Source organism: Chryseobacterium sp. Marseille-Q3244, assembly GCF_940807095.1.
Taxonomy (GTDB): domain Bacteria; phylum Bacteroidota; class Bacteroidia; order Flavobacteriales; family Weeksellaceae; genus Chryseobacterium.
In genome coordinates this window covers 73,209-93,835 of sequence record NZ_CALNWX010000017.1, presented here as the reverse complement: position 1 = coordinate 93,835, position 20,627 = coordinate 73,209, and the positions used below count along the sequence as shown (strand labels likewise).

Annotated in this window: 19 protein-coding genes; 9 read left to right on the top strand and 10 right to left on the bottom strand. The window is 35.0% G+C overall.

Features of this window, described 5'->3' with window-relative positions; translation table 11 throughout:
* Positions 1–122: 122 nt before the first annotated feature.
* Positions 123–356, bottom strand: a complete 234-nt coding sequence (locus tag NBX25_RS21310) for a hypothetical protein (RefSeq protein WP_250255333.1) — start codon at positions 354–356, stop codon at positions 123–125.
* A 282-nt stretch (positions 357–638) separates the two neighbouring features.
* On the opposite strand from NBX25_RS21310, the gene NBX25_RS21305 reads away from it, so the two are divergent.
* The gene (locus tag NBX25_RS21305; protein ID WP_250255332.1) at positions 639–1,520 is read left to right on the top strand and encodes a hypothetical protein; all 882 of its coding nucleotides are present in this window, start codon (positions 639–641) and stop codon (positions 1,518–1,520) included.
* 49 nt (positions 1,521–1,569) lie between these two features.
* Positions 1,570–2,601: a hypothetical protein gene (locus NBX25_RS21300; RefSeq protein ID WP_250255331.1), complete on the top strand. Its 1,032-nt coding sequence runs from the start codon at positions 1,570–1,572 to the stop codon at positions 2,599–2,601.
* A 119-nt stretch (positions 2,602–2,720) separates the two neighbouring features.
* Here NBX25_RS21300 and NBX25_RS21295 read toward each other — a convergent pair whose 3' ends face one another.
* Positions 2,721–5,453 (bottom strand): M16 family metallopeptidase, encoded by a 2,733-nt coding sequence (locus NBX25_RS21295; RefSeq protein ID WP_250255330.1) that lies wholly within the window; start codon positions 5,451–5,453, stop codon positions 2,721–2,723.
* Positions 5,454–5,579: 126 nt separating this feature from the next.
* On the opposite strand from NBX25_RS21295, the gene NBX25_RS21290 reads away from it, so the two are divergent.
* Positions 5,580–6,290: a Dph6-related ATP pyrophosphatase gene (locus NBX25_RS21290; RefSeq protein ID WP_250255329.1), complete on the top strand. Its 711-nt coding sequence runs from the start codon at positions 5,580–5,582 to the stop codon at positions 6,288–6,290.
* A 150-nt stretch (positions 6,291–6,440) separates the two neighbouring features.
* Here the strand turns inward: NBX25_RS21290 and NBX25_RS21285 are convergent, their stop codons facing one another.
* Positions 6,441–7,850 carry a pyridoxal phosphate-dependent decarboxylase family protein gene (locus NBX25_RS21285; RefSeq protein WP_250255328.1) on the bottom strand — a complete coding sequence of 470 codons (1,410 nt, stop codon included), beginning with the start codon at positions 7,848–7,850 and terminating at the stop codon, positions 6,441–6,443.
* A 176-nt stretch (positions 7,851–8,026) separates the two neighbouring features.
* Between NBX25_RS21285 and NBX25_RS21280 the strand changes: the two genes are divergently transcribed.
* Positions 8,027–9,133, top strand: a complete 1,107-nt coding sequence (locus NBX25_RS21280) for a serine hydrolase domain-containing protein (protein WP_250255327.1) — start codon at positions 8,027–8,029, stop codon at positions 9,131–9,133.
* On the opposite strand, the gene NBX25_RS21275 is transcribed toward NBX25_RS21280, so the two are convergent.
* From NBX25_RS21275 to NBX25_RS21265, 3 genes are read right to left on the bottom strand one after another with little or no spacing between them, the layout of a single operon-like run.
* Positions 9,117–9,731 (bottom strand): hypothetical protein, encoded by a 615-nt coding sequence (locus NBX25_RS21275; protein ID WP_250255326.1) that lies wholly within the window; start codon positions 9,729–9,731, stop codon positions 9,117–9,119. The genes NBX25_RS21280 and NBX25_RS21275 overlap by 17 nt on opposite strands.
* A gap of 43 nt (positions 9,732–9,774) precedes the next feature.
* Positions 9,775–10,503: a hypothetical protein gene (locus NBX25_RS21270; RefSeq protein ID WP_250255325.1), complete on the bottom strand. Its 729-nt coding sequence runs from the start codon at positions 10,501–10,503 to the stop codon at positions 9,775–9,777.
* Positions 10,503–10,826, bottom strand: coding sequence for a PadR family transcriptional regulator (locus NBX25_RS21265; protein ID WP_250255324.1), 324 nt, complete (start codon positions 10,824–10,826; stop codon positions 10,503–10,505). The genes NBX25_RS21270 and NBX25_RS21265 overlap by 1 nt, the downstream gene beginning before the upstream one ends.
* A gap of 81 nt (positions 10,827–10,907) precedes the next feature.
* Between NBX25_RS21265 and NBX25_RS21260 the strand changes: the two genes are divergently transcribed.
* Positions 10,908–11,438, top strand: coding sequence for a 2'-5' RNA ligase family protein (locus NBX25_RS21260; RefSeq protein WP_250255323.1), 531 nt, complete (start codon positions 10,908–10,910; stop codon positions 11,436–11,438).
* A 119-nt stretch (positions 11,439–11,557) separates the two neighbouring features.
* The gene (gene ruvC / locus NBX25_RS21255) at positions 11,558–12,112 is read left to right on the top strand and encodes a crossover junction endodeoxyribonuclease RuvC (RefSeq protein WP_123909851.1); all 555 of its coding nucleotides are present in this window, start codon (positions 11,558–11,560) and stop codon (positions 12,110–12,112) included.
* A 13-nt stretch (positions 12,113–12,125) separates the two neighbouring features.
* Here ruvC and NBX25_RS21250 read toward each other — a convergent pair whose 3' ends face one another.
* Together NBX25_RS21250 and NBX25_RS21245 are read right to left on the bottom strand one after the other, a co-directional pair.
* On the bottom strand, positions 12,126–12,782 hold the full coding sequence (locus tag NBX25_RS21250; protein WP_250255322.1) for a hypothetical protein: 657 nt from the start codon (positions 12,780–12,782) through the stop codon (positions 12,126–12,128).
* A gap of 63 nt (positions 12,783–12,845) precedes the next feature.
* On the bottom strand, positions 12,846–13,310 hold the full coding sequence (locus NBX25_RS21245) for a hypothetical protein (RefSeq protein WP_250255321.1): 465 nt from the start codon (positions 13,308–13,310) through the stop codon (positions 12,846–12,848).
* Between the two features lie 215 nt (positions 13,311–13,525).
* On the opposite strand from NBX25_RS21245, the gene NBX25_RS21240 reads away from it, so the two are divergent.
* From NBX25_RS21240 to NBX25_RS21230, 3 genes are all read left to right on the top strand, one after another.
* Positions 13,526–14,596, top strand: a complete 1,071-nt coding sequence (locus NBX25_RS21240; protein ID WP_123911816.1) for a DUF4407 domain-containing protein — start codon at positions 13,526–13,528, stop codon at positions 14,594–14,596.
* A 14-nt stretch (positions 14,597–14,610) separates the two neighbouring features.
* The gene (locus NBX25_RS21235; RefSeq protein ID WP_250255320.1) at positions 14,611–16,473 is read left to right on the top strand and encodes an AAA family ATPase; all 1,863 of its coding nucleotides are present in this window, start codon (positions 14,611–14,613) and stop codon (positions 16,471–16,473) included.
* A 172-nt stretch (positions 16,474–16,645) separates the two neighbouring features.
* A complete protein-coding gene (locus NBX25_RS21230) occupies positions 16,646–16,843 on the top strand; it encodes a KTSC domain-containing protein (protein WP_123858013.1) in 198 nt (65 codons plus the stop codon).
* A gap of 50 nt (positions 16,844–16,893) precedes the next feature.
* On the opposite strand, the gene NBX25_RS21225 is transcribed toward NBX25_RS21230, so the two are convergent.
* On the bottom strand, positions 16,894–18,759 hold the full coding sequence (locus tag NBX25_RS21225; RefSeq protein ID WP_250255319.1) for a T9SS type A sorting domain-containing protein: 1,866 nt from the start codon (positions 18,757–18,759) through the stop codon (positions 16,894–16,896).
* 260 nt (positions 18,760–19,019) lie between these two features.
* A complete protein-coding gene (guaB, locus tag NBX25_RS21220) occupies positions 19,020–20,480 on the bottom strand; it encodes an IMP dehydrogenase (RefSeq protein ID WP_123909846.1) in 1,461 nt (486 codons plus the stop codon).
* Between the last annotated feature and the right edge of the window lie 147 nt (positions 20,481–20,627).

The window sequence follows — 20,627 nt, the reverse complement described above, 5'->3', positions numbered from 1 at the left end:
CCTGAGAAGCTTGTTGCAAAACAAATCTTCAGATCTTGTGCTCCAAAAGGAAAAATTATTCCTAAGGTGATGAAATTGGCAGATATGGTTGCTGCGAATGATCAGTATTTCGGATGCCTTATTCAGGCTTTAGACACTTTAAAAGCACCATCTTCTGTATCAACTGATACCATATAAATATTTCCCTCATCACCGCTCTCATTAAAGCCTACTTTAAAAAAAACGCCTTCTTTAATTGCCATAAAACCCTCTGCTCCAGAAGAGAACCCAAGCTTTCCTGATTTATGAATTGTTGCTTTAATTGAACCTCCTACTTTATTAGGATCTTCAAATACTATAGAATCAAAAATATTCATTGTATTTATTTACTAGCAAATGTAGAAAAAAAAACATTAACAATCAAATTATATAAAATTTATTATCAGATTACCATCATACTACATTACGGTTTTCCGTAATTAAAATTGAATATTTATTCGATTATTTATTCGATTACTTATACATTTATTTAACAATAATCATTATATCATTTGTTAAATGAATATATTAAAGTCTAAAAAAATAAATATTATAATTAAAAACCTCAAGGAATTTCTTTGAGGTTTTTTTGTATTTTTAATCTGACAAAACTAATCCTCATGAAAAAGGAATTTCAAATTAAAGAGCCTTGCTCTGCTGCCCGGGAAAATATGCAGAAGATTCCCGGTGGAAGCTTTTGTGATCTTTGTGCAAAGAAAGTATATGATCTTGCAGATACAACAGATGATGAAATTAAGGAATTGTTAGAATCCAACTCTTCTGTTTGTGGAAGAATCCAACCCCATCGATTATATATTCCGGAAGAAAAATCAGAAACACAATACAATTTTTTTCAGCTGCCTTTTAGAAAAATTGCAGGAGGAATCTTTCTTTCTATTTTATTTGCCTCAAACCTTAACGCACAAAAGCAGAAACGTGATACTTTAGAAGCTCGTGAGATTCAGGGAATGATTATGGTTGCCCACAGACCAGATGATGAGGGATTTGAGTATCCTGAACCAGTAATCACCAGAAATTTGAACATAAAGCCTTCAGGAAATACAGTAAACCTCATTGAATATCAGTTTATTACAATTCTTACTCCTTTTAAAAGGTTCAGATCCAGCTCTTTTTCAAAAAACCAGATCAATATTCCTGCAGATAATGTCAGGATGAGCAATATATTCATTTTTGAAGGAACAGATTCTCAAAATGGAGTTCTGAATGACAACAAATCTTTTCTTCTGGTCAATAAGAGAAATATTAAGGAAGATGGAAGTCTGAATCTCAATCTGGACCAGGCAAAGAAGTTTTCTTTTAATCCTAAAAATAAAGACTTCATTTATTTTCTGGATGGAGAGGAGATCACCAAAAAAGAGTTTGAACAATACCAGCAAGAAAATAAGATCGACTCCTATTTTCTACCGGAAATCTATGCTGAGGAACTATTTGGATCCGATTATTATTTCGAAAATGGTGCTATTGTAGCTTATCGAAAATAAATTTTCCATTCTGCTTTACCCATCACAAACATCACAAAAGACTATAATTATGAAAAACTATTTCAAAAGACTTTTATTTTTATCTGCTCTGTGTTTTACAATAATAACATCAGCACAAAAGCAACCTGACGAATTCACTATCAGCCTTCCCGCTAAAAAACTGGATAAGAGCTATTATAAAACCATTAAACTGATTGACCGCAGAATTGATACTACTTCATTAGGAACTTTCCGAAAGGGACTCTTAAATACTCCTGCAAATCTGTTTGCAGCCCAACCTCTTTCTGATCAGTTTCAAAATGTTTTAAACAGCCTCAATGGAGAGAATACCGAAAACGGGACTTTAGTTTTATATCTCAGACAATTGTTTTTTACAGAAGTTACCGTTCATGGCTATTTTTATTTCCAGGCATTTTTATTTTCAAAAAATCAAGATGGCACCTATTCTCTCATGGATCAGGTCAATCATGTTATTGACCATAAGGCTAAGTCTGATGTTACCAAAGAAATGCTTCAGAAAGGAAGCGAGTTCCTTGTTGATTTTATTGCTGCAAATGCATCTAAAAAACCACAATCCGGGAATCATTATACTTATGAGCAGATTAAAGATTTTGAAGGGATTGCTAAGGAATCCATCAGCTTTTTCCGCTCTTCTGAATTGAAAGATGGCGTATATAATGATTATCAGGCTTTAAGAAATCAGCTGCCCAACAAAGAAATTACCAATGTAAAATTCTACGGTAATGCCCCGAAAATAGTAAGAATCTATGAAACTGTAGATGGCAAAGAAAAAGAAATTAAAAAAGATCATATTTATGCGATCGTCTACAAAGGTGAACTTTATCCCTATCTTTCCATAGAAAACTTATTTACAAAGGCTGAAAAGAGAGACAACGATTATTACTTTATCGGAAAAATAAAATTAAATCCAAACTCACCTAATTTAAATATTCTTCCTTCATTCTCCTATGGAAGTGTAGGGGTTTCTTTCACCAGTAATCCTATTGCTCCATTTGAAATGAAAATTGATTACTTCAATGGGGATTTTATTCCTATCAAAGAAGTTGAGAATAAAAGATAGGTGTTGGATGAAAGCTGGAAGTTGTTTTCGTCATATCATTACTGACTGGCATCACCAACGATATTAAAAAAAACAAAAACCGCAGAGGATTCTGCGGTTTTACTTTATGGGTATGAAAACTATTTCTTATTGAAATCTCCTGCAAACACAGAAGTCAGTTTGTCTTCACTGATATATTTTTTAAGAACATCATTTACCTGTCCAACTTTTAAGGCTGAAACTTTCGCTTCCAGTGTATCATAGTCCTCCAAAGGAATACCATACTGAAGCTGAGTGTTTACAAGTCCCATCAATGTGCTCTCATTTCCTAAGCTTGTTTTTCTTGAAGTCAGCCATGAAGTTAAGTTGGATTTAAATTCTTCCTCAGTGAATCCTTCTTTCACCGCTTTATTCAATTCTTCTTTTAATGCTGCATTTACAGCATCTTTTTTAGTAGGATTAAAAAATGCATACCAACCCCAAGAGGCCACATTATTATCTGCCGGAACTCCCATGTATGAACCTGCACCATAACTGATTCCTTCTTTTTCACGAAGCCTCATAGGAATTCTTGCGGTCATGAACCCTCCACTACCCAACATTTCATTGGCAATCAATAATGCCGGATAATCAGGGCTTTTTCTATCCATAGAGAAGCTTATTTTCCCAACAGCAGCTCCATTTTCTTTATCCGGAGTCAAATAGATTTTATCTTCTTTTTTAGTCGCAAAAAGTTCAGGTTTGATTTGTTCGTAGTTAGACTTAGAATTCCATTTCCCAAATGTATTTTCCATTAAAGAAGATGCTGTTTTAGAATCAAGATCTCCAATCATGGTTCCTACTCCATTATTACTTCCTATAATTTTATTGTAAAAGTCTACAAGTTCCTGTCTTTTGATTGTTTTATTAGCTTCAATCTGTTCCTTGAAAGATGGAGTATAGTAAATACTTTCTTTAGGGTAATTTTCCGTTACTTTTCCTATCTCAGTAAATGCCAATGCTTGTGGATCATTTAAAGAACCTTCAAGATAAGTATTGTATTCATTAACAGTTTTTACTAGTTCTGCTTCAGGGAAGTTAGATTCTGTAAGGATTTCTTTCATCAGATCCATTACTTTGGGCAAATGTTCTTTGTATGTATTGATATTCGCAGATAATGTTTGCCCTTTGAATGAGAAACTGATAGAAGATTTCCACTGATCCAGCATATCCTGAATCTGTTCTTTGGTATGAGTTTTAGTTCCGGTTTTCATCACCTGAGCCATTAAAGCCCCTATTTGAGCTTTTCCACTTAAATCTTTAGCATTACTTACAGGAAAACGGAAGCTTCCCAACACTTTCCCTCCTTTAATCTCTTTCTTAATAACTCCATACTTCATTCCGTTGCTTAATTTTCCTTCAGAGAGATTCGCTTTTAGATTTTTAATGCTTGCTTCAAAAGGAGCCACTTCTTTTTCTAAAGCTTTCCCTTTGTAGTCTTTCGTCAAGGCCGCAATCTGACCATCAGAATATTCTATATTTTTTACTCTTATTTCATCTTTGGAGGGAACAAATACTCCTACCGTTCTGTTATTGGTTTTAAAATATTTATCCGCAACTCTTTGGATGTCGGCCAATGTTAATTTTTCAACATTATCACGATATAACATTCCTAATTTATAACTTCCCGCTCCTACAATCTCAGTAAGCCCAATCGCAAAATTGATCGTATTATTTTTAGTATTTTCAATTTGCTTTAAAATCTTAGCCTTGGCTCTTGCAACATCCTGTTCTGTGTATTTAATGGTTGAAACTTTATCGAGCTCTGTTCTGAACTCACCTTCTACCGCTTTTACATCTTTATCTGCAGGAACTTCCAAACCGAAATACATAAATGCAGCATCTCTTACTGTTGGTTGGTAAGAATATACAGAAGCTGCTTTATGAGAATCAATCATTGCTTTATATAAATACCCTGAAGGATCTGCTGTTAAAATTTCTGATAATGCATCTAATGCTGCATAATCTTTATCTGCATAAGGCGCTGTATGATATAATGCCCCTACAATTTTGCTATCTCCTGAACGTTTCAATTCTACAAAGCGTTCTCCATCCTGAGCTGGCTCAACAGTATAGGTCTGATCTAAAACTCTTGTGGGTCTCGGAATTACAGAGAAGTATTGGGAAATATAATTTAAAGCCTGTTTTTCATCAAATTTACCTGCTACAACTAGGGTAGCATTATCCGGCTGATAATGTTTCTCATAGAACTTTCTAAGCGTTGGTGCTTTTACTCTTTCGATATCTTCTTTACTTCCGATGGTACTGTTTCCATAGTTATGCCATAAATAAGCAGTGGATACAATACGCTCCATTAAAACCGAACCCGGATTATTTTCACCAATCTCAAATTCATTTCTTACCACAGAAAATTCTTTATCCAAATCAGTCTGAAGAATTGTAGCATTCACCATTCTGTCGGCTTCCATCTCTAGAGCCCACTTCAGGTTATCGTCACTTGAAGGGAAAATTTCATAATAATTTGTTCTGTCATACCAGGTTGTACCATTTGCATCTCCTCCTTTATCTGACAATTGTTTTTTAATATCCCCTAATTTCTTTGTGCTTTTAAACAACATATGCTCCAGTAAGTGAGCCATTCCTTTTTCGCCATACCCTTCGTGCTTAGAGCCTACATTATAAATAATGTTTACCACCATATTGCTTTGTGAAGCATCCGGAACCAAAAGGACTTTCATCCCGTTGCCCAGGGTGTATTCTTTTACCCCCTCTGTATTGCTTACAAATTTTGGAGCTTCAGCTTTCTGCGAAAATAATGGGGTCGCAATTACCGTGAAAAATAGGACGGCAGTCCCAACCAATAGATTTTTCATGTGTTTTATTTTAAATCTGTTTAATTTTGTATGTTTTCAAGTATATTATACTAATTAGACTCCATAAATCACCGAATTGTTACAAATTTTGTCATAAAATTGCAGGATTAATAGAAATTGAAAGTAATGAAGCCTAAAGCCTTATTCAACTGGAGCAGCGGAAAAGATTCTGCATTGGCTCTTTACAAAATCCTACAGCAGGATCAATATGAAGTATGCACTCTATTAACCAGCATTAATAAAGAGTTTCAAAGAATTTCCATGCATGGTGTTCATATTCTTCTTTTGGAACAACAAGCTTCCCTCCTTGGCATTCCGCTTACTAAAATGGAACTTCCAAAGGAACCTTCTATGGAAGAATATCAGGAAATCATGAATACAACAATGGCAGAAATACAGGCTCAGGGTATTACCCACTCTATTTTCGGGGATATTTTTCTGGAAGATCTTCGTCAATACAGGGAGAAACAATTAAATACCATTGGGATGCAGGCTGTATTCCCTCTTTGGAAACAAAACACCTCCGACCTTATCCGGGAGTTTTTACATTTAGAATTTAAAACCATTGTCACCTGTGTGAATGGTACTTATCTGGATAAAAGCTTTGCTGGAAGAATCATTGACCAGAAATTTCTTGATGATCTCCCGGGCAATGTAGATCCCTGTGGAGAAAATGGGGAATTCCATACGTTTACTTTTGATGGGCCTATTTTTAAATGTCCCGTTCAATTTGAAATTGGAGAAACAGTTAAAAAAACTTATCCTAAACCGAAAACCAATCCGGAAGACGAGGATGAAGAATATATTTTCTGGTTCTGCGACCTGATTCCAAAATAAATCAGCAATATTTTTGCCACGAATCCACGAATAAAAATGCTTAGAATACTTTGATTATTACCAATGGAGAATAATCATTAAATAGCTCAGCAGGATACCTTAGCGATGAAAACACAATTAAAAAATTTGTGTATTCGTGGCATTAAAAATTTATTTTAACTGTGTAATGATACTGTTCATGGTTTCAAAGATCAACTGAACATCTGTTTCTGTGGTTTTCCAGTTGACAAAAGCAGCTCTGATCCCTTTACGCTGATTATAGAAAGTGGGAGTCATAAAAACTTTTCCTGTACTATTCAGCATTCCAAGAAATCTCTCTACTTCATCCTGTTTTTTGTCATCTTTGAGGGTGAAACATACTGTATTGAGTCGAACCGAAGCTAAGAGTTTAAAATCATTACTGTTTTCAATCAATCTTCCAAAGTTTCTGGCCAGCGAAACATTATTTTCTACAATATCTTTATAGCCTTGTTTTCCATAAGCCATTAAAGAAAACCATGCTGGAAGCGCCTTTAAACGTCTTGAATTCTCAGGAAGAAAATTTAAATAGCTGAAATTATTCAATGGATCACCCAAATAAGGAGCATTTGAGTTCTGAAAGGTTTCTACCTGCAACCTATTGTATTCTTCTTTCACCAGAAATAGGGCACTTTCATAGGGAACATTCAGCCATTTATGACAATCTATCGTAATACTGTCTGCATATTCCCAACCTTCTACAAGATGTTTATAATGTTCTGAACACGCTGCAAAACCTCCAAATGCGGCATCAATGTGCCACCAGAATGTATATTTTTCCTTTAATTTTTTGATCTCCATAAAATCATCGAAGTCTACAGTATTTACTGTTCCACCACTTGAAATCAATATAAAGGGTTCATGGTCCAGTTTTAGGATATGCTCTTCCAGATCTTTAATAGAAATAGCTTCACGATCATTTCCATCTGTTTTAATTTTGATGATATTATTGCTGCCCATTCCTAAAAGAGATAATGACTTTATGGATGATGAATGGGGAGTTGCCGTTAAAACTTTCATGGTTTCAGAAACTCCATCTTTAGCAAAGTCTTTCCCTTTTTCTTTTCCTAGCCATTGGCGGGCCACTGCCAGACAGGTAAAATTAGACATGGTTGCTCCGGTTACAAAGCCTCCTAAAAAATGGTCAGGAAGCTCCAGCAATTCAAGAATAAGTTTAACCGTTTCCATTTCTACATTCGCTGAAATATCTCCAGATCCTTTTGTTGATTGGGTATTTTGGTCATAAATGGTGGTAAGCCAATCACCGGCTATAGAAGCTGGAGTAGTACCGCCGGTAACAAATCCAAGATACCTCGGTCCAGCCGATCCTACCATAATAGGTTCAAATCTATTATTGAATAGTTTTATGACTTCTTCTGTTCCATAACCATACTCTGGAAGATCTATTGTTTCCGGTATGAGAGCATTATTGATGGAGGTAGGTCTGTCTGCAAGACTTTTCAGATATTCAGTTCCTTGCTTTTTTATAATGTCCAACAGATGGCTTATATTCACTGAATCGTTGTTCAAATGCTCTTTCATGATTTAGGGATTACATATAATCTATTCAAATGTATTGAATAGTCTTCAAAGAACCATTAAATGTACATTAATTACTTTAAATATCCCTTCTTAGCACGCATTTTGCATCTTACAACGCTCTTAAAAATTTCAGTATCTTTAAGAATATCAATTTTAATTTCAAAAAATAAACACCCGTGATCAAAAATTTAATGTTCCTTCTTCCCTTTTGTTTTTTATTATCATGTAAAACAGAAACTCCACTACCGCCTGTCGATAAAAAAGCCATTGTTGATTCCACCATTACGGCTTTTCAGAAAACACTTTTGGAACAGCAGATTGATTCTGTATTCAAAAAGTATCATTTCAACGGAAGTATTGCGGTTTTCAAGGATTCCCTTCCTCTTTACAGAAAAGAAAATGGATATTCTGATTTTAAGAGAAAAGCTAAAATAGACAGTAGTACCATCTTTGCCATAGGATCAATAAGTAAACAGTTCACTGCTGTTATGATTCTTCTTCAGATGGAACAGGGAAAATTAAATGTTACGGATAAAGTTTCCAAATATCTAAAGGAATTCCAAATCAAAGAATATGAAAATATTACGATTCATCAACTTCTGAACCATACTTCCGGACTGAATATGATGGGAGGAAAACTGATGTTTAAAAGTGGAACTGATTTTTACTATTCCAATGATGGATTTAATGCTCTCGGGAAAATTGTAGAAACCGTATCCGGAAAATCATATGATGACAACGCATTGGAATTGTTTAAAAAAGCAGGAATGACCCAGTCTTCAACCGGAGATATTTTTAAAGGCTCTGATTTTGCGTCAGCCTACCTTGGAAATACAAATAAATTTCAGGAAGTTCCCAACATGCCTAAAAGATTAGGTGGAAAAGAAATCGGGACACCTGCCGGAGGAATTCTTTCTACTATTCAGGATCTTCATACATGGAATAATGCACTGTATGGAGGAAAGATTCTGAAACCGGAAACGCTTAAGCTCTTTATGGCAAAAAGTGCAGAGAGACGCCATGCCATCTTTGGAAAAATGGGCTATGCCTATGGAATCATGTTGAACATCGGCAAGCCCAATTCTTATTTTCACAGTGGATATGTAAAAGGATCTCCTTCTCTGAATATCTATTATCCTGAAACAAAGACTTCTGTTATTATTCTGTCTAATATTGCAGATGAAGAAAAAGGAAAAGGCTTGGTCTTCAAACCACATATTGAAGTGAAAAAGATTACAGATCATCTTGAAAACACCCTTACTCAGCTTAGATCAGGACACTAGCTTTTCGTGCCTTGTAATACAGGAGCTGAATTTTTACTGCCATCGCATATAAAAAGAAAAATTTCATGATTCCGCTTCCCGCCATTGCCAAGTCATCATAAAAAAGATAAACAGAGGCAAAAAGCACAATACCAACAAGGGCATTCTTTAGAATCAAAGGGTGAAAGCTAAGTTGTATATAATGGTACAGCTTCATTTTTCGAAAGATGATATTATAAGCAAGCAGGGAAATCATGGTTCCTATTACTATCATTTCAGAATACATAAATACATCTGGAACAGTAAATATAAATTTGGAAAGAAGCAATGTGAAAACGGCTGCATACAGCATCATATTTCTAAATCTTTTCTGAAGGATTTCTTTTTCGAGTCTTGTAATTTTCCTGAATGAAAATAGATCTGCTTTTATAAGATTCAGCTCTTGTTTCCAGCTCTCTTTCGTATTCTGAAAAGCTTCATCAAAGTTAAATTGCTGTTCTTCCATAAGACCTGAAATCTGTTGGATAAAATGGTCTTTAATTTCAATAAATAATTTGTGATTCAGGTTCTTTGACAAAAGATACTGCTGTATTTGTTTTTCTTGTGTAAGAGTAATCATATAAAAATGGTTATTAGTTTTTAATTTTTTAAAATTAGTCTGTTTACTTACCATCAGTAGTAAGAGTAAGAAAATCGTGCATTTTCAGCAGATTTTTCTTATGTTCATAAAAATTGAACAATGTAAAAATGACTCCGGTCTGCAACAAAAAAGGGATCAGTAAAGTAATCATCATCATAAAATTATCTGCATGATTCTGTTCTCTGAAAAACTGATAAGCATAATGGCCATCCCTCATCATCATTTGGAGCATAGACAGAGCACACAAGAACATTAATCCCATATTTTGCTGATACATTGTATATAGGCATTTGCCTTTGTACTTAAAATCCGGTTTCATGTATTGGCGGATTTTAAAATTCAGGATCCATACTGCTGCCAATGCCAATAAAAACATTCCGTTCAATCCTTTAAAAAGAAAACTGTAAGTATCTGCATTATTGGCCAGGTAGATCAACAGGATATTAACGCCTAAAAACAGAAGCCCGGTCAAAAAAGATTTCTTCAACAACTTGTTGTACTTTTCACGGATGATTTTTTTTGCAATTAATGGAATAGGTTCCCGAAAAAACATCCAATAATTTGCTGTGATAAACTCGTCCTTCCATGATTCCTTTACTTTGGAAAAAGCATCTTCAAAACTAAGATTTTCCTCCAGCTGCAGATCCATGATCTGATGGATCATATGATCTTTAATTTCTATCTGTATATCCAGTGAAAGATTTCGGGAAACAAGATAGTCTGTAATTTTGTGTTCCTGCAGGGTATTCATTATATACTAAATATAGATTGAAGATTTACCAGATAGCTTTTCATTTCATTCTCCTGCTCTGTCTGCTGTTTTTTTCCTTTTTCAGTGAGCAGATAATATTTGCGGTCTCTTCCGTTTATTTTCTGAATTTCTGAAGTAATCATTCCGTCTCCCTCCAGCTTATGCAATAACGGATAAAGTGCCCCTTCTGTCATTTCGAGTTCACCTTGGGTAAGCTCTTTGGCCCTTTGGGTAATTTGGTAACCATACATTTTAACCTCTTTTGAAAGCAGCTTCAAAATAATGTTCTGTAAAGTTCCTTTATAAAGACTATTTTTTTTCATGGTGGTCATTTCAATACATTGCAAATCTATGCATAATTTTCTTATGTATTAAAATTTATTTTAAAATTCTTAATTTTCATTATGAAAAAAATGTACTTTATCGCCATTTACCCACCAGAAGAAATCATTGAGGAGATAAGGACTTTTAAAAAAGATCTGGCTTTTTCTTATGGAAACTCTAAGGCGTTAAAAAATGAAGCTCACATCACTCTCTTTCCTCCTTTCTCCAGAGAACTGGAATTAGAAGAAGATATTCACATCGCATTTCAGAAAATTGATACCAATCTACTACCATTTGAAATTGAATTGAATGGCTTTAGAAGTTTTCCCAATCCTCAAAATCCGGTGATCTTTGTACATCCTGAAGACAATACTCATTTAACAGATCTTTATAACAGGGTAAAGCAGCAGTTCAATTTTTCAAAATATTCTTTTACTCCACATGTGACCGTAGGATACAGAGATCTAACATGGGAAAATTATCTTAAAGCCTGGGAAAAATATGAACATACAGAATATAAAACTAAATTTTTAGTTAGTAAAATCCTATTATTACGACATGATGGGAAATGGGTTCGTATTGCAGAGAAAGCCTTTACGGAAGTGCAATAAAAAAGCTCCTTACTTATTCTCAATTCTTAGAGGTCACAGTTTCCTTCTATGATCTTTTTGTCTCTTATCTATTCGTCTTCCTTCTCATTATTATCTTATAAAGTCCTATCTTTGACCCAATGATTGCAGAGAAGATAATTTTAGGTATTGATCCCGGAACAACGGTGATGGGATTTGGTCTTATTTCCGTTAAAAAAGGTAAAATGGAAATGATTGCCCTTCATGAATTGATTCTAAAAAAATATCCCAACCACGAGACCAAACTAAAATATATTTTTGAAAAAACATTAGCATTAATTGACGAATATCACCCTGACGAAGTAGCGCTTGAAGCACCTTTCTTTGGAAAAAATGTACAGAGTATGCTGAAATTGGGACGCGCACAGGGAGTAGCTATGGCTGCCAGCCTGTATAGAAATGTGCCCATCACTGAATATTCTCCTAAAAAGATTAAAATGGCCATCACCGGAAATGGGAATGCCAGTAAAGAACAGGTAGCAGGAATGCTTCAGAATCTTTTTAAACTAAAGGAATTCCCAACAAAATATTTAGATGCTTCCGATGGTCTTGCAGTGGCGGTATGTCATCATTTTAATTCCGGAACCATTACGGATACAAAATCGTATTCCGGATGGGATAGCTTTTTAAAACAGAATCCGGATAGACTTAAATAAACCATTTTCATTATCAGTCTAATACTATTGGAATTTTCTTTGTTTTTAGAATACCATGAAATATTTTAATATTGTTTTTTTTCAGGGAATCTAATTGTCCCGTTGGCAGGTACTTTTTTATCTCAGTACTGTCAAAGTTTAACTCAATCTGAATAAAATATTTCCTTTTTTTATCAAAACTATAATAAGTACCTGAAGACTCAAGATCTTTTTTAAAAATTGAAATTTTCTTTGGAATTTTCTTTTCACCGCCAGGAGTCAAGACAAATTTTGTTTTGGTAATTACCTTGTGATTCTTTGCTCCCCAGTAATCAACCCGAAGCCCCTGAACCAATAATTTTTTCCATAGTAAAGAATCTTTGTGCTCATTGAGTATAAACTGATCCATTTCTTTTCCCGTAGGCGTGCCCTTATTAATATAAGCTGTATGGACAACAGGCTCTTTTCCTTCCTTATCAGTAATCCATACACGTCCTCCCAAATAGCCCCATTTTTCGTCATCAACAAATGAAGGTGGATAAAAAATATATTTTACATCCGTATTATTTTTAAGTACAAAACAGGAATTCTGATTGGTGTGATATACTGCATCACAAAATTTAAGTTTTACTTCTTTTCGAGTGCAGCTCAAGGATATTGTAAAGACTATCGGTAATACAATCAGTTTCATACTTTTTTTCAATATTTTTTATAATAATTCGAAAATATCACGTCAAAAAATTTCCTTTCAGAATCAATTTAATGACCTTTTAAAATAAATCCACTCACTATTTATATAGCTGCAATCTTTACAGATCTTCGTTTCTAAAGAGACTTTAAAACGATACCACTTATTTTTTTCTAGAGGAGAAGTACTAAATATATCGAACTTATATTGTTTTGTCTTATTCTTTTTTAGTAAAAACATATAGGGGAAACATGGCTCCATAAAACAATCAAAATGCTTCTTTGGAAAATCAATATCTTCATATGGCCCATCTTCAGCATCACTTTTTTGAAATGCTGTCACCACCAAAGCATTATTATCAATATGATCAGAAACCCTAATCCATGCTTTCTTGAAATTTTCAATTTCAAGAATTACCTCTCCTTTATTAATATTATCAATATGAAATTTATAAATAAATTCAGTTTGCTTTTCCTGGCCTAAGCAGGCAATAGACACCAGAATAAAAAAAGAAAGTATAATTGGTTTCATCGTAGTATAAAAATTTAGAAAGAGATTATTTTTCTTTCTCTTTTAATTAGCTTTTCACTTTGTACTTTAATTTGTTTAAAAATAATATTTTTTTATTCATAAACCACAGTGACAATAAGCTATTTGAAGCCAATGTTTAAATTACTTGGTAAAACATAATACTATCTTTTACATTGGTATGATTTTTAATACTACCTTTGTATAAATTTTCTATGATGAAAACAAACCAACAAACTATAAATCAACCGAATCATAAAATAAACTGGTTCCAGAAGTTCCTGATGGTATGCTCCGGAGGGAACATCCATATTCTAAGAAAGACCCCAAGTGAATGGAATAAATTTTCCGGTATCGGGGGAATTGTACTTTTCACGGCAGTGTTTGCCACTCTTTCTGCAGGTTATGCTATGTATACCGTATTTGATGATATCTGGGCATCCATAGGATTTGGAATTCTGTGGGGGTTAATGATTTTTAACCTTGACCGATACATTGTGTCTTCCATCAAAAAAACCGGGACATGGTGGAATCAGATCCTGATGTCTATTCCCCGTTTAATCCTCGCCACATTTCTAGGGATTATCATTTCAAAACCGTTAGAACTTAAAATCTTTGAAAAGGAGGTAAATAAGCAATTAAACACCATTATTCAAAGGAATAAAAAACAGCTTCAGGGCGAAATGACCGGAAGAATTCTTCAGCAAAGCGGTCCTTTTGAAACTGAAAAGAAACAGATTGCAGAAAAAACAGCTTTATATCAGCAATCATACGATTCTGCATCTGTAGAACTTGAAAAGGAAATTCTGGGAAAAGAGTCTGGTTTAACTAGTGGAAAAGAAGGATATGGACCTAATGCCAAACGTAAACAACAGTTGAAGGAGCAACGCAGACAAGATCTTGAGAATTATCAGAAACAGGTAGCTCCAAGACTAGAGTATCTGGATAAAGAGATCTCAAAAGTCTATACCAATCTTGAAACCGAAAGAAAATCTACAGAAACCTTTGAAGATAAGTTTAATGGATTTGCAGCTCGACTTCAGGCCCTGGATGAATTGGGTAAAAACTCTGCTATTATAGGACTGGCAGCTACCTTTATCATGGGACTTTTTATCTGTCTTGAAATCTCTCCCGTTCTGGTAAAACTCATTTCCCATGTAGGCCCTTATGATTATCTCCTGGAAAAAACGGAAAATGACTTCAGGCTCTATTCTAAGGAAAAAATTGAAAAAGGAAATGCTCTGACTGATTTCAGGGTTGAGGATTTTAAGGATAATCTAAAAAAATAGTGTATTTTTCATCCATGATTATTGATAAAGAAGAAATTCGGAAGAAAAAGAAAAAGCTGGACGATTGTAAAGCTTATCTAAAAAAAGAATTCATTGGTATAGATAAGATCATCGATGATATCATGGAATATATCCAGATCTGGTATCTGATGCCTGAGATCTTAACCCGTCCCGTGGTAATCAATTTATGGGGAATGACCGGAGTAGGAAAAACGGATCTGGTGAGGAAGATGGTTCGTTTTCTTGATTTTCAAAATCGTTTTGTGGAAATTGAATTAAGCAATACAGATGAAACATCTTGGAGCAAAAGTGTTTCAGACATCTTACAAACTAATGGATTAAGTGATGAGAAACCAAGCATTGCTCTTTTTGATGAGATCCAGCGTTTCAATACCATAGATCCGGATGGTATTCCGGTTCCTCAAACCAAGTTCACTGATTTTTGGGAGCTTTTGAGTGATGGGCGTTTGAGCAAAAGAGAACGGGAAGATCTTGAACATTATCTATTCTCCTATCTTTTCCGAAAAAAAGAAAATGACAGACGAAAGCAGAACGGAGAAACGGAGCTGGATGAAAATCCATATCTGAACCTGTGGGATGCCAAAGAATTAAAAAAATACCTCAGCATGGATGATGATGTCATGAGCATCATTGATATGAAAGAGGAAGATATGATTAAGCTGATCCGCAAAAAGCAGAAAGAAAAGAAAATCTATGAACCCGTAGATTACAGCAAAATGCTTATCATTATTAGTGGAAACCTGGACGAAGCGTTTCAGATGTCAAGAGAAACCAGTGAGGCAGATGTTGATGCCAATATTTACCATGCTTTCACAAAAAAAATAACGGTAGTTGATATTAAAAATGCTTTAGCCAGAAAGTTTCGCCCTGAACAGGTAGCAAGATTCGGGAATATTCATTTAATTTATTTTTCATTAAAAACTGAGGATTTTCATAAGCTTATCCAACGGGAAATCAATAACCTGAAGCATAAAACGAAAACGAAATTCGGGGTTTCTTTAAAAATAAATAAAGCCATCAATGAACTGATCTACAGAAACGGAGTTTTTCCGGTTCAGGGAGTGCGTCCAGTATTCAGCAGCGTTGTGGATATTTTAGACACTAACCTCAGCAAATTTCTGTTTGAAGCCATTATCCATGAAGATAAAAATATCGAAATCGATTATCTCCAGGATAAAAAGATTATTACCGGAAAGAGGGGTTCCAGAACTATTGAAATTCCATATCTAGGCAGAATCGACAGTATACGTCAGGCTAATCAACAGGATGCAGTGGCCAATATCAGTGTTCATGAATGCGGGCATGCCGTTTCTTATATGCTGTATACAGGTTTTGCCCCACTACAGCTTAAAAGCAAAGTAGCAAGCAGTTATGCAGCCGGTTTTACTTTCCCACATCAAATTCATGATACCAAGGAAAGTATTCTAAACAGAATCAAAATCTATCTGGCAGGAGGAATTGCTGAAGAAATTATTTTTGGAAACCAGCATGCCAGTATCGGCAGAAGCCACGACAGGGAGCAGGCAACAAGCCTTGTCATTGATTTCATCAGAAAATACGGTTTTGAAGAAGAGTATCAGGCTGCTTATAATCTGGAAGCCTATCCTCATCGTATGCAGCAGCACATCACCGACGAAAGAATCGAAACACTGATGCAGGAACTCGTACAAAAAACAAGAGAAGATCTGATTCTACATCTTGATTTGCTTAAAAATATGAGCAAAACCCTTAGTAAAAAAGGAAGTATGTCTCCAAAAGAAATTTACGATATAGCAGTCAAACATCAATTAGAGGTCAGTATCAAAGAAGAAGGATATCTACATATTACCAATTATCATGATTTGCTGAATTCCTAGAGAAAATATCTATAGAAACAGCAAAATCCATTAATAAATTCAACCCTTTTAGTTCAATCTGAAAGGGTTTTTCTTTTTAAATTTATACTAGTAAAAATCAATAATGGCTTTCGGAATTTCCGGAAGCCTTTTTATTTCATTTTTAGGGAATATTTTTTGCTGGACATAGAATATGCCATCCAGTGTTATCAATCATTTTATCTATTTTCCGGAAACTGAAATAATAAGAATTTTCTATCAGTCCGGAGCGGTGTATGATTATTTTAAGGTTCCTTCCCATATTGCTGAAGACTTTGGTAAGGCATCTTCCAAGGGGAAATTTTTGAATTCGGTTATCAAACGTAGATTCAGTTATAAAAAATTAAAATAAAAAATGCCCCCATTTACTGGAGGCATGTATATTTATTTAATTTAGTAAAGTTATTTAATAATCAGCTTAGATGTTTTACTATCTTTTCCATTAGAAACCTGAATCATATAAACTCCTTTTTCAAGTTGTTGACTTACTTTATAAACTCCATTTTCTTCCTGAGATACGGTTGGGTTAGCCACTACTCTTCCTGCCATATCAGAAATTGAAACTTTAAGATTCTTTCCATTTTTGGCTTTAATGAAAATCTTATCTCCAGTAGCAACCGGGTTAGGATAAATCACTAAATCATTATTATTAGCTTTTGTTTCGCTTGTTCCAAGGTTTGAAACTAATGTCACAGAATAGTCCTCTGCCTGTCCATAGTTTAACTGCCCACAAGTTGCAAATGCTATTGGATCTCCCTCATCAAAACCTTCAGCTATCACTCTCATTCTTAAAGGAGTATTCATAACCGCTGTGGAAGGAGGAGTAAATGTTCCCGTGAAAAGTCCTCTTAAATCTGCACCCAGTTGAATATCATCTCCACTGGCAACTAATTCTGATTCTTCAAATAAACCATTATTGTTATAATCAATCCAAACTCTTACAAACTGAGGATTTTGGAAAATTTCCACCTCAATAGTTTGTGGTTGATTAACAGCTAAGGTAGTATGAGAGTTTTTCAAACAAGATTGTAAGGTATAATCTACATAATAAGAAGGATCACCAGTCCATAGCCCTGAGCTAGCATTATTAATTTGTCCTAGTTTAACAGAAGTAGGACCGATCAAATAATCTCCCATATTCGTTACACCAGTTGGAGCACAAGCTGCTATAGGTGTAGTAGATCCTGTAGATGTAGAAATTGGCGTACCACCTGATGAGGTCGTCAAGCTACTTCTAAGTAACATAAACAATCCCTGTATTTTATCCCCTTGCCCAAGAGTAAATTTCTGTGCTATTGAATTTGTATAATTCATCATATTATACTGTACTCCCTGATAATTAGTTGATGTACAAGGATTGGTCTGTGCATTTGTAGGTGGAACACCAAAATAAGCTGCCCCCGCTCTTTCCGTATCGCAAACCATATCATTATCTTTTGTACAATCTCCTGTAGTAGCAGGTGGACAATAGTTAGCATTGGAACTGCTTACTTGATAATTTCCTCCCTGGAATGTATGATATAGCCCCATAGCATGCCCAAACTCATGAGCAAAAGTTGTATCATGAAGAGTACTTACAGTTCCGGCCTTCATAAAAGATTCATATTGGCTATCCTGCGAATTCGGAAATGCAGCAAATCCCATTAAACCGGCATTTGGAGTAGGGTCTCCATCAAACATATTGATCAAATAAATATTGAAATAAGAAGATTCAGGCCAGTGTGGAGCTAATCCCTTAATAGCTGCTCTCGTAGCACCATTAGCTGTCTGTTGAGCCATTCCAGAAGTACTATATCCAGGAAGAGAACTTCCGTTATATCTTACAATACCTGTTGTTTCCGTACATTGTGGAGTTCTTTTTGCCAGTACTAATCTAATTGGGAATACAGCTGCTGTACCAAAATCAGCCGGCACGCCATTAGAAGGCCATGGATATGTTCCTGCATACATTTTATTAGCATTCTCTATCCATGTCTGAATCTGTGCATTTGTTCTGCTAAATCCACCATCTCCCCCTTCAATTACATGAACAACAACTGGAATTTCATAAATTCCATTTACCGTTTTATTAAAGGCAGATGGATTTTTTTTCTGTTCTAATTGAATTTTTCTTGCAATGTTTTCAAGGGCTTCCCTTGCTCCTGGATTTTCTTTATCTTGCTGTTCTAAAAGCTGGTCAAATCCACATAGTTTCTGTTTTGGCAGCTGTTGCTGCGCAGACAGCGAAAGCGAAAATAGCGCTGCTCCATAAAGGAAAGTTTTCTTCATTTCTATAATTTTTAAATAGGTTTTTAAATTTTAGATTTCAAACACATTTCAATCAGTTACATTCATTTTCTACATATAAAAAACAAACATATTTTTAAAATCACAATAGTTAGTCGGAAAACATATATTTTTGTTACATAATTCTAAATATTTATTTTGATTAACAATTTTAAAACCATTAAAAAAATAGACTCAAGAATCTGAATATAAAAAAAGCCGCACAGATGTGCAGCTTCTTTTATATTATGAATATTCTTTCTCTATAAAGAATAGTTTGGAGCTTCCTGAGTGATAATCACATCATGTGGGTGCGATTCTTTCAATCCGCTTCCTGTAATCATTACTAATTTGGAATCTTTCTGTAAAGTTTCAATATCTTTAGCTCCACAGTATCCCATACCCGCTCTTAAACCTCCGGTTAACTGGAAGATCACATCTTCTAATTTCCCTTTGTGTGGTACTCTTCCTTCAATTCCTTCCGGAACGAATTTTTTAGCTTCACTCTGGAAATATCTTTCTTTTCCACCTCTCTTCATTGCGGAAAGGCTTCCCATTCCTTGGTAAGACTTGAATTTTCTTCCCTGGAAAATAATTTCGTCTCCCGGAGCTTCGTCTGTACCTGCTAAAAGAGAACCTAGCATTACTGCTCCTGCTCCACTTGCAATAGCTTTTACAATATCTCCTGAAAGCTTGATTCCACCGTCAGCAATTACTGTTACGTTTTGAGATTTAGCATATTCGTATACATTGTAAATAGCGGATAACTGAGGTACTCCAACTCCGGCAACCACTCTTGTTGTACAGATAGAACCTGGGCCAACCCCTACTTTAAGAACGTTAGCTCCTGCTTTGATTAGATCTGCAGCCGCTTCAGCCGTTACAATATTTCCTCCTACGATATCTAAGTTTGGATAGGCCTTTCTGATCTCAGAAATTTTATCTAAAACACCTTTAGAATGTCCGTGAGCAGAATCAATTGCAATAATATCCACTCCAGCCTGTACTAAAGCTTCAATTCTGTCTAAAGTATCTTCTCCAACTCCAACTCCGGCCCCTACGATAAGACGACCGCTCTGGTCTTTGTTGGCATTTGGATATTCAAGTTGATTATCGATATCTTTAATCGTAATTAAACCTACAAGCTTGTTATCCTTATCTACGATTGGTAATTTTTCAACTCTGCTTTTAAGAAGAATTTCTTTCGCTTTTTCAAGGTTGGTATCTTTGTCTGAAGTGATCAGGTTTTCTTTGGTCATGATCTCCTCCACTTTCATATCAAGATCCTCCTGATATTTTACATCTCTGTTGGTAATAATTCCGATAAGAACATTATCAGCATCCACAACAGGAAGTCCTGAGATTTTGAACTGAGCCATCATCTCTTTAGCCTGTCCTAAAGTGTGGTCTTTTGAAAGGGTAACCGGATCGGAGATCATTCCGTTTTCGGAACGTTTCACACGGTTTACCTGTGCTGCCTGCTCGGCAATCGTCATGTTTTTGTGGATAAAGCCTAACCCACCAACTCTTGCCAGGGCAATTGCTAAATCACCTTCAGTAACAGTGTCCATTGCAGCGGAAACTATCGGAACATTCAGCGTGATTTTGTCGGTAAGTCTTGATTTTAATGAAACCTGGTTAGGTAAAACTTCTGAATAAGAAGGGACTAGAAGAACGTCATCGAAAGTGATGGCTGTCTCTACAATTTTGTTATGAATAGACATCTTTACTTTCTTTGCAAAATTAGGTTATTTTGATGACATATGAAAATCATTTTTAATAGTTTAAATAAAATTTAATAATCAATAAGTTAAATCGAAAAACCGCCCTTTTTAAGAACGGTTTTCCTTCACAAAATAAATTTAGTATGT

Excerpts from the sequence above, each read along its gene's own strand:
- NBX25_RS21295 (WP_250255330.1), bottom strand. The coding sequence starts at position 5,453 with ATGAAAAATCTATTGGTTGGGACTGCCGTCCTATTTTTCACGGTAATT.
- NBX25_RS21290 (WP_250255329.1), top strand. The coding sequence starts at position 5,580 with ATGAAGCCTAAAGCCTTATTCAACTGGAGCAGCGGAAAAGATTCTGCA.
- NBX25_RS21285 (WP_250255328.1), bottom strand. The coding sequence starts at position 7,850 with ATGAAAGAGCATTTGAACAACGATTCAGTGAATATAAGCCATCTGTTG.
- NBX25_RS21310 (WP_250255333.1), bottom strand. The coding sequence starts at position 356 with ATGAATATTTTTGATTCTATAGTATTTGAAGATCCTAATAAAGTAGGA.
- NBX25_RS21245 (WP_250255321.1), bottom strand. The coding sequence starts at position 13,310 with ATGAAACCAATTATACTTTCTTTTTTTATTCTGGTGTCTATTGCCTGC.
- NBX25_RS21235 (WP_250255320.1), top strand. The coding sequence starts at position 14,611 with ATGATTATTGATAAAGAAGAAATTCGGAAGAAAAAGAAAAAGCTGGAC.
- NBX25_RS21270 (WP_250255325.1), bottom strand. The coding sequence starts at position 10,503 with ATGAATACCCTGCAGGAACACAAAATTACAGACTATCTTGTTTCCCGA.
- NBX25_RS21300 (WP_250255331.1), top strand. The coding sequence starts at position 1,570 with ATGAAAAACTATTTCAAAAGACTTTTATTTTTATCTGCTCTGTGTTTT.
- NBX25_RS21305 (WP_250255332.1), top strand. The coding sequence starts at position 639 with ATGAAAAAGGAATTTCAAATTAAAGAGCCTTGCTCTGCTGCCCGGGAA.
- ruvC (WP_123909851.1), top strand. The coding sequence starts at position 11,558 with ATGATTGCAGAGAAGATAATTTTAGGTATTGATCCCGGAACAACGGTG.
- NBX25_RS21230 (WP_123858013.1), top strand. The coding sequence starts at position 16,646 with ATGCCATCCAGTGTTATCAATCATTTTATCTATTTTCCGGAAACTGAA.
- guaB (WP_123909846.1), bottom strand. The coding sequence starts at position 20,480 with ATGTCTATTCATAACAAAATTGTAGAGACAGCCATCACTTTCGATGAC.
- NBX25_RS21260 (WP_250255323.1), top strand. The coding sequence starts at position 10,908 with ATGAAAAAAATGTACTTTATCGCCATTTACCCACCAGAAGAAATCATT.
- NBX25_RS21265 (WP_250255324.1), bottom strand. The coding sequence starts at position 10,826 with ATGAAAAAAAATAGTCTTTATAAAGGAACTTTACAGAACATTATTTTG.
- NBX25_RS21225 (WP_250255319.1), bottom strand. The coding sequence starts at position 18,759 with ATGAAGAAAACTTTCCTTTATGGAGCAGCGCTATTTTCGCTTTCGCTG.
- NBX25_RS21240 (WP_123911816.1), top strand. The coding sequence starts at position 13,526 with ATGAAAACAAACCAACAAACTATAAATCAACCGAATCATAAAATAAAC.
- NBX25_RS21250 (WP_250255322.1), bottom strand. The coding sequence starts at position 12,782 with ATGAAACTGATTGTATTACCGATAGTCTTTACAATATCCTTGAGCTGC.
- NBX25_RS21275 (WP_250255326.1), bottom strand. The coding sequence starts at position 9,731 with ATGATTACTCTTACACAAGAAAAACAAATACAGCAGTATCTTTTGTCA.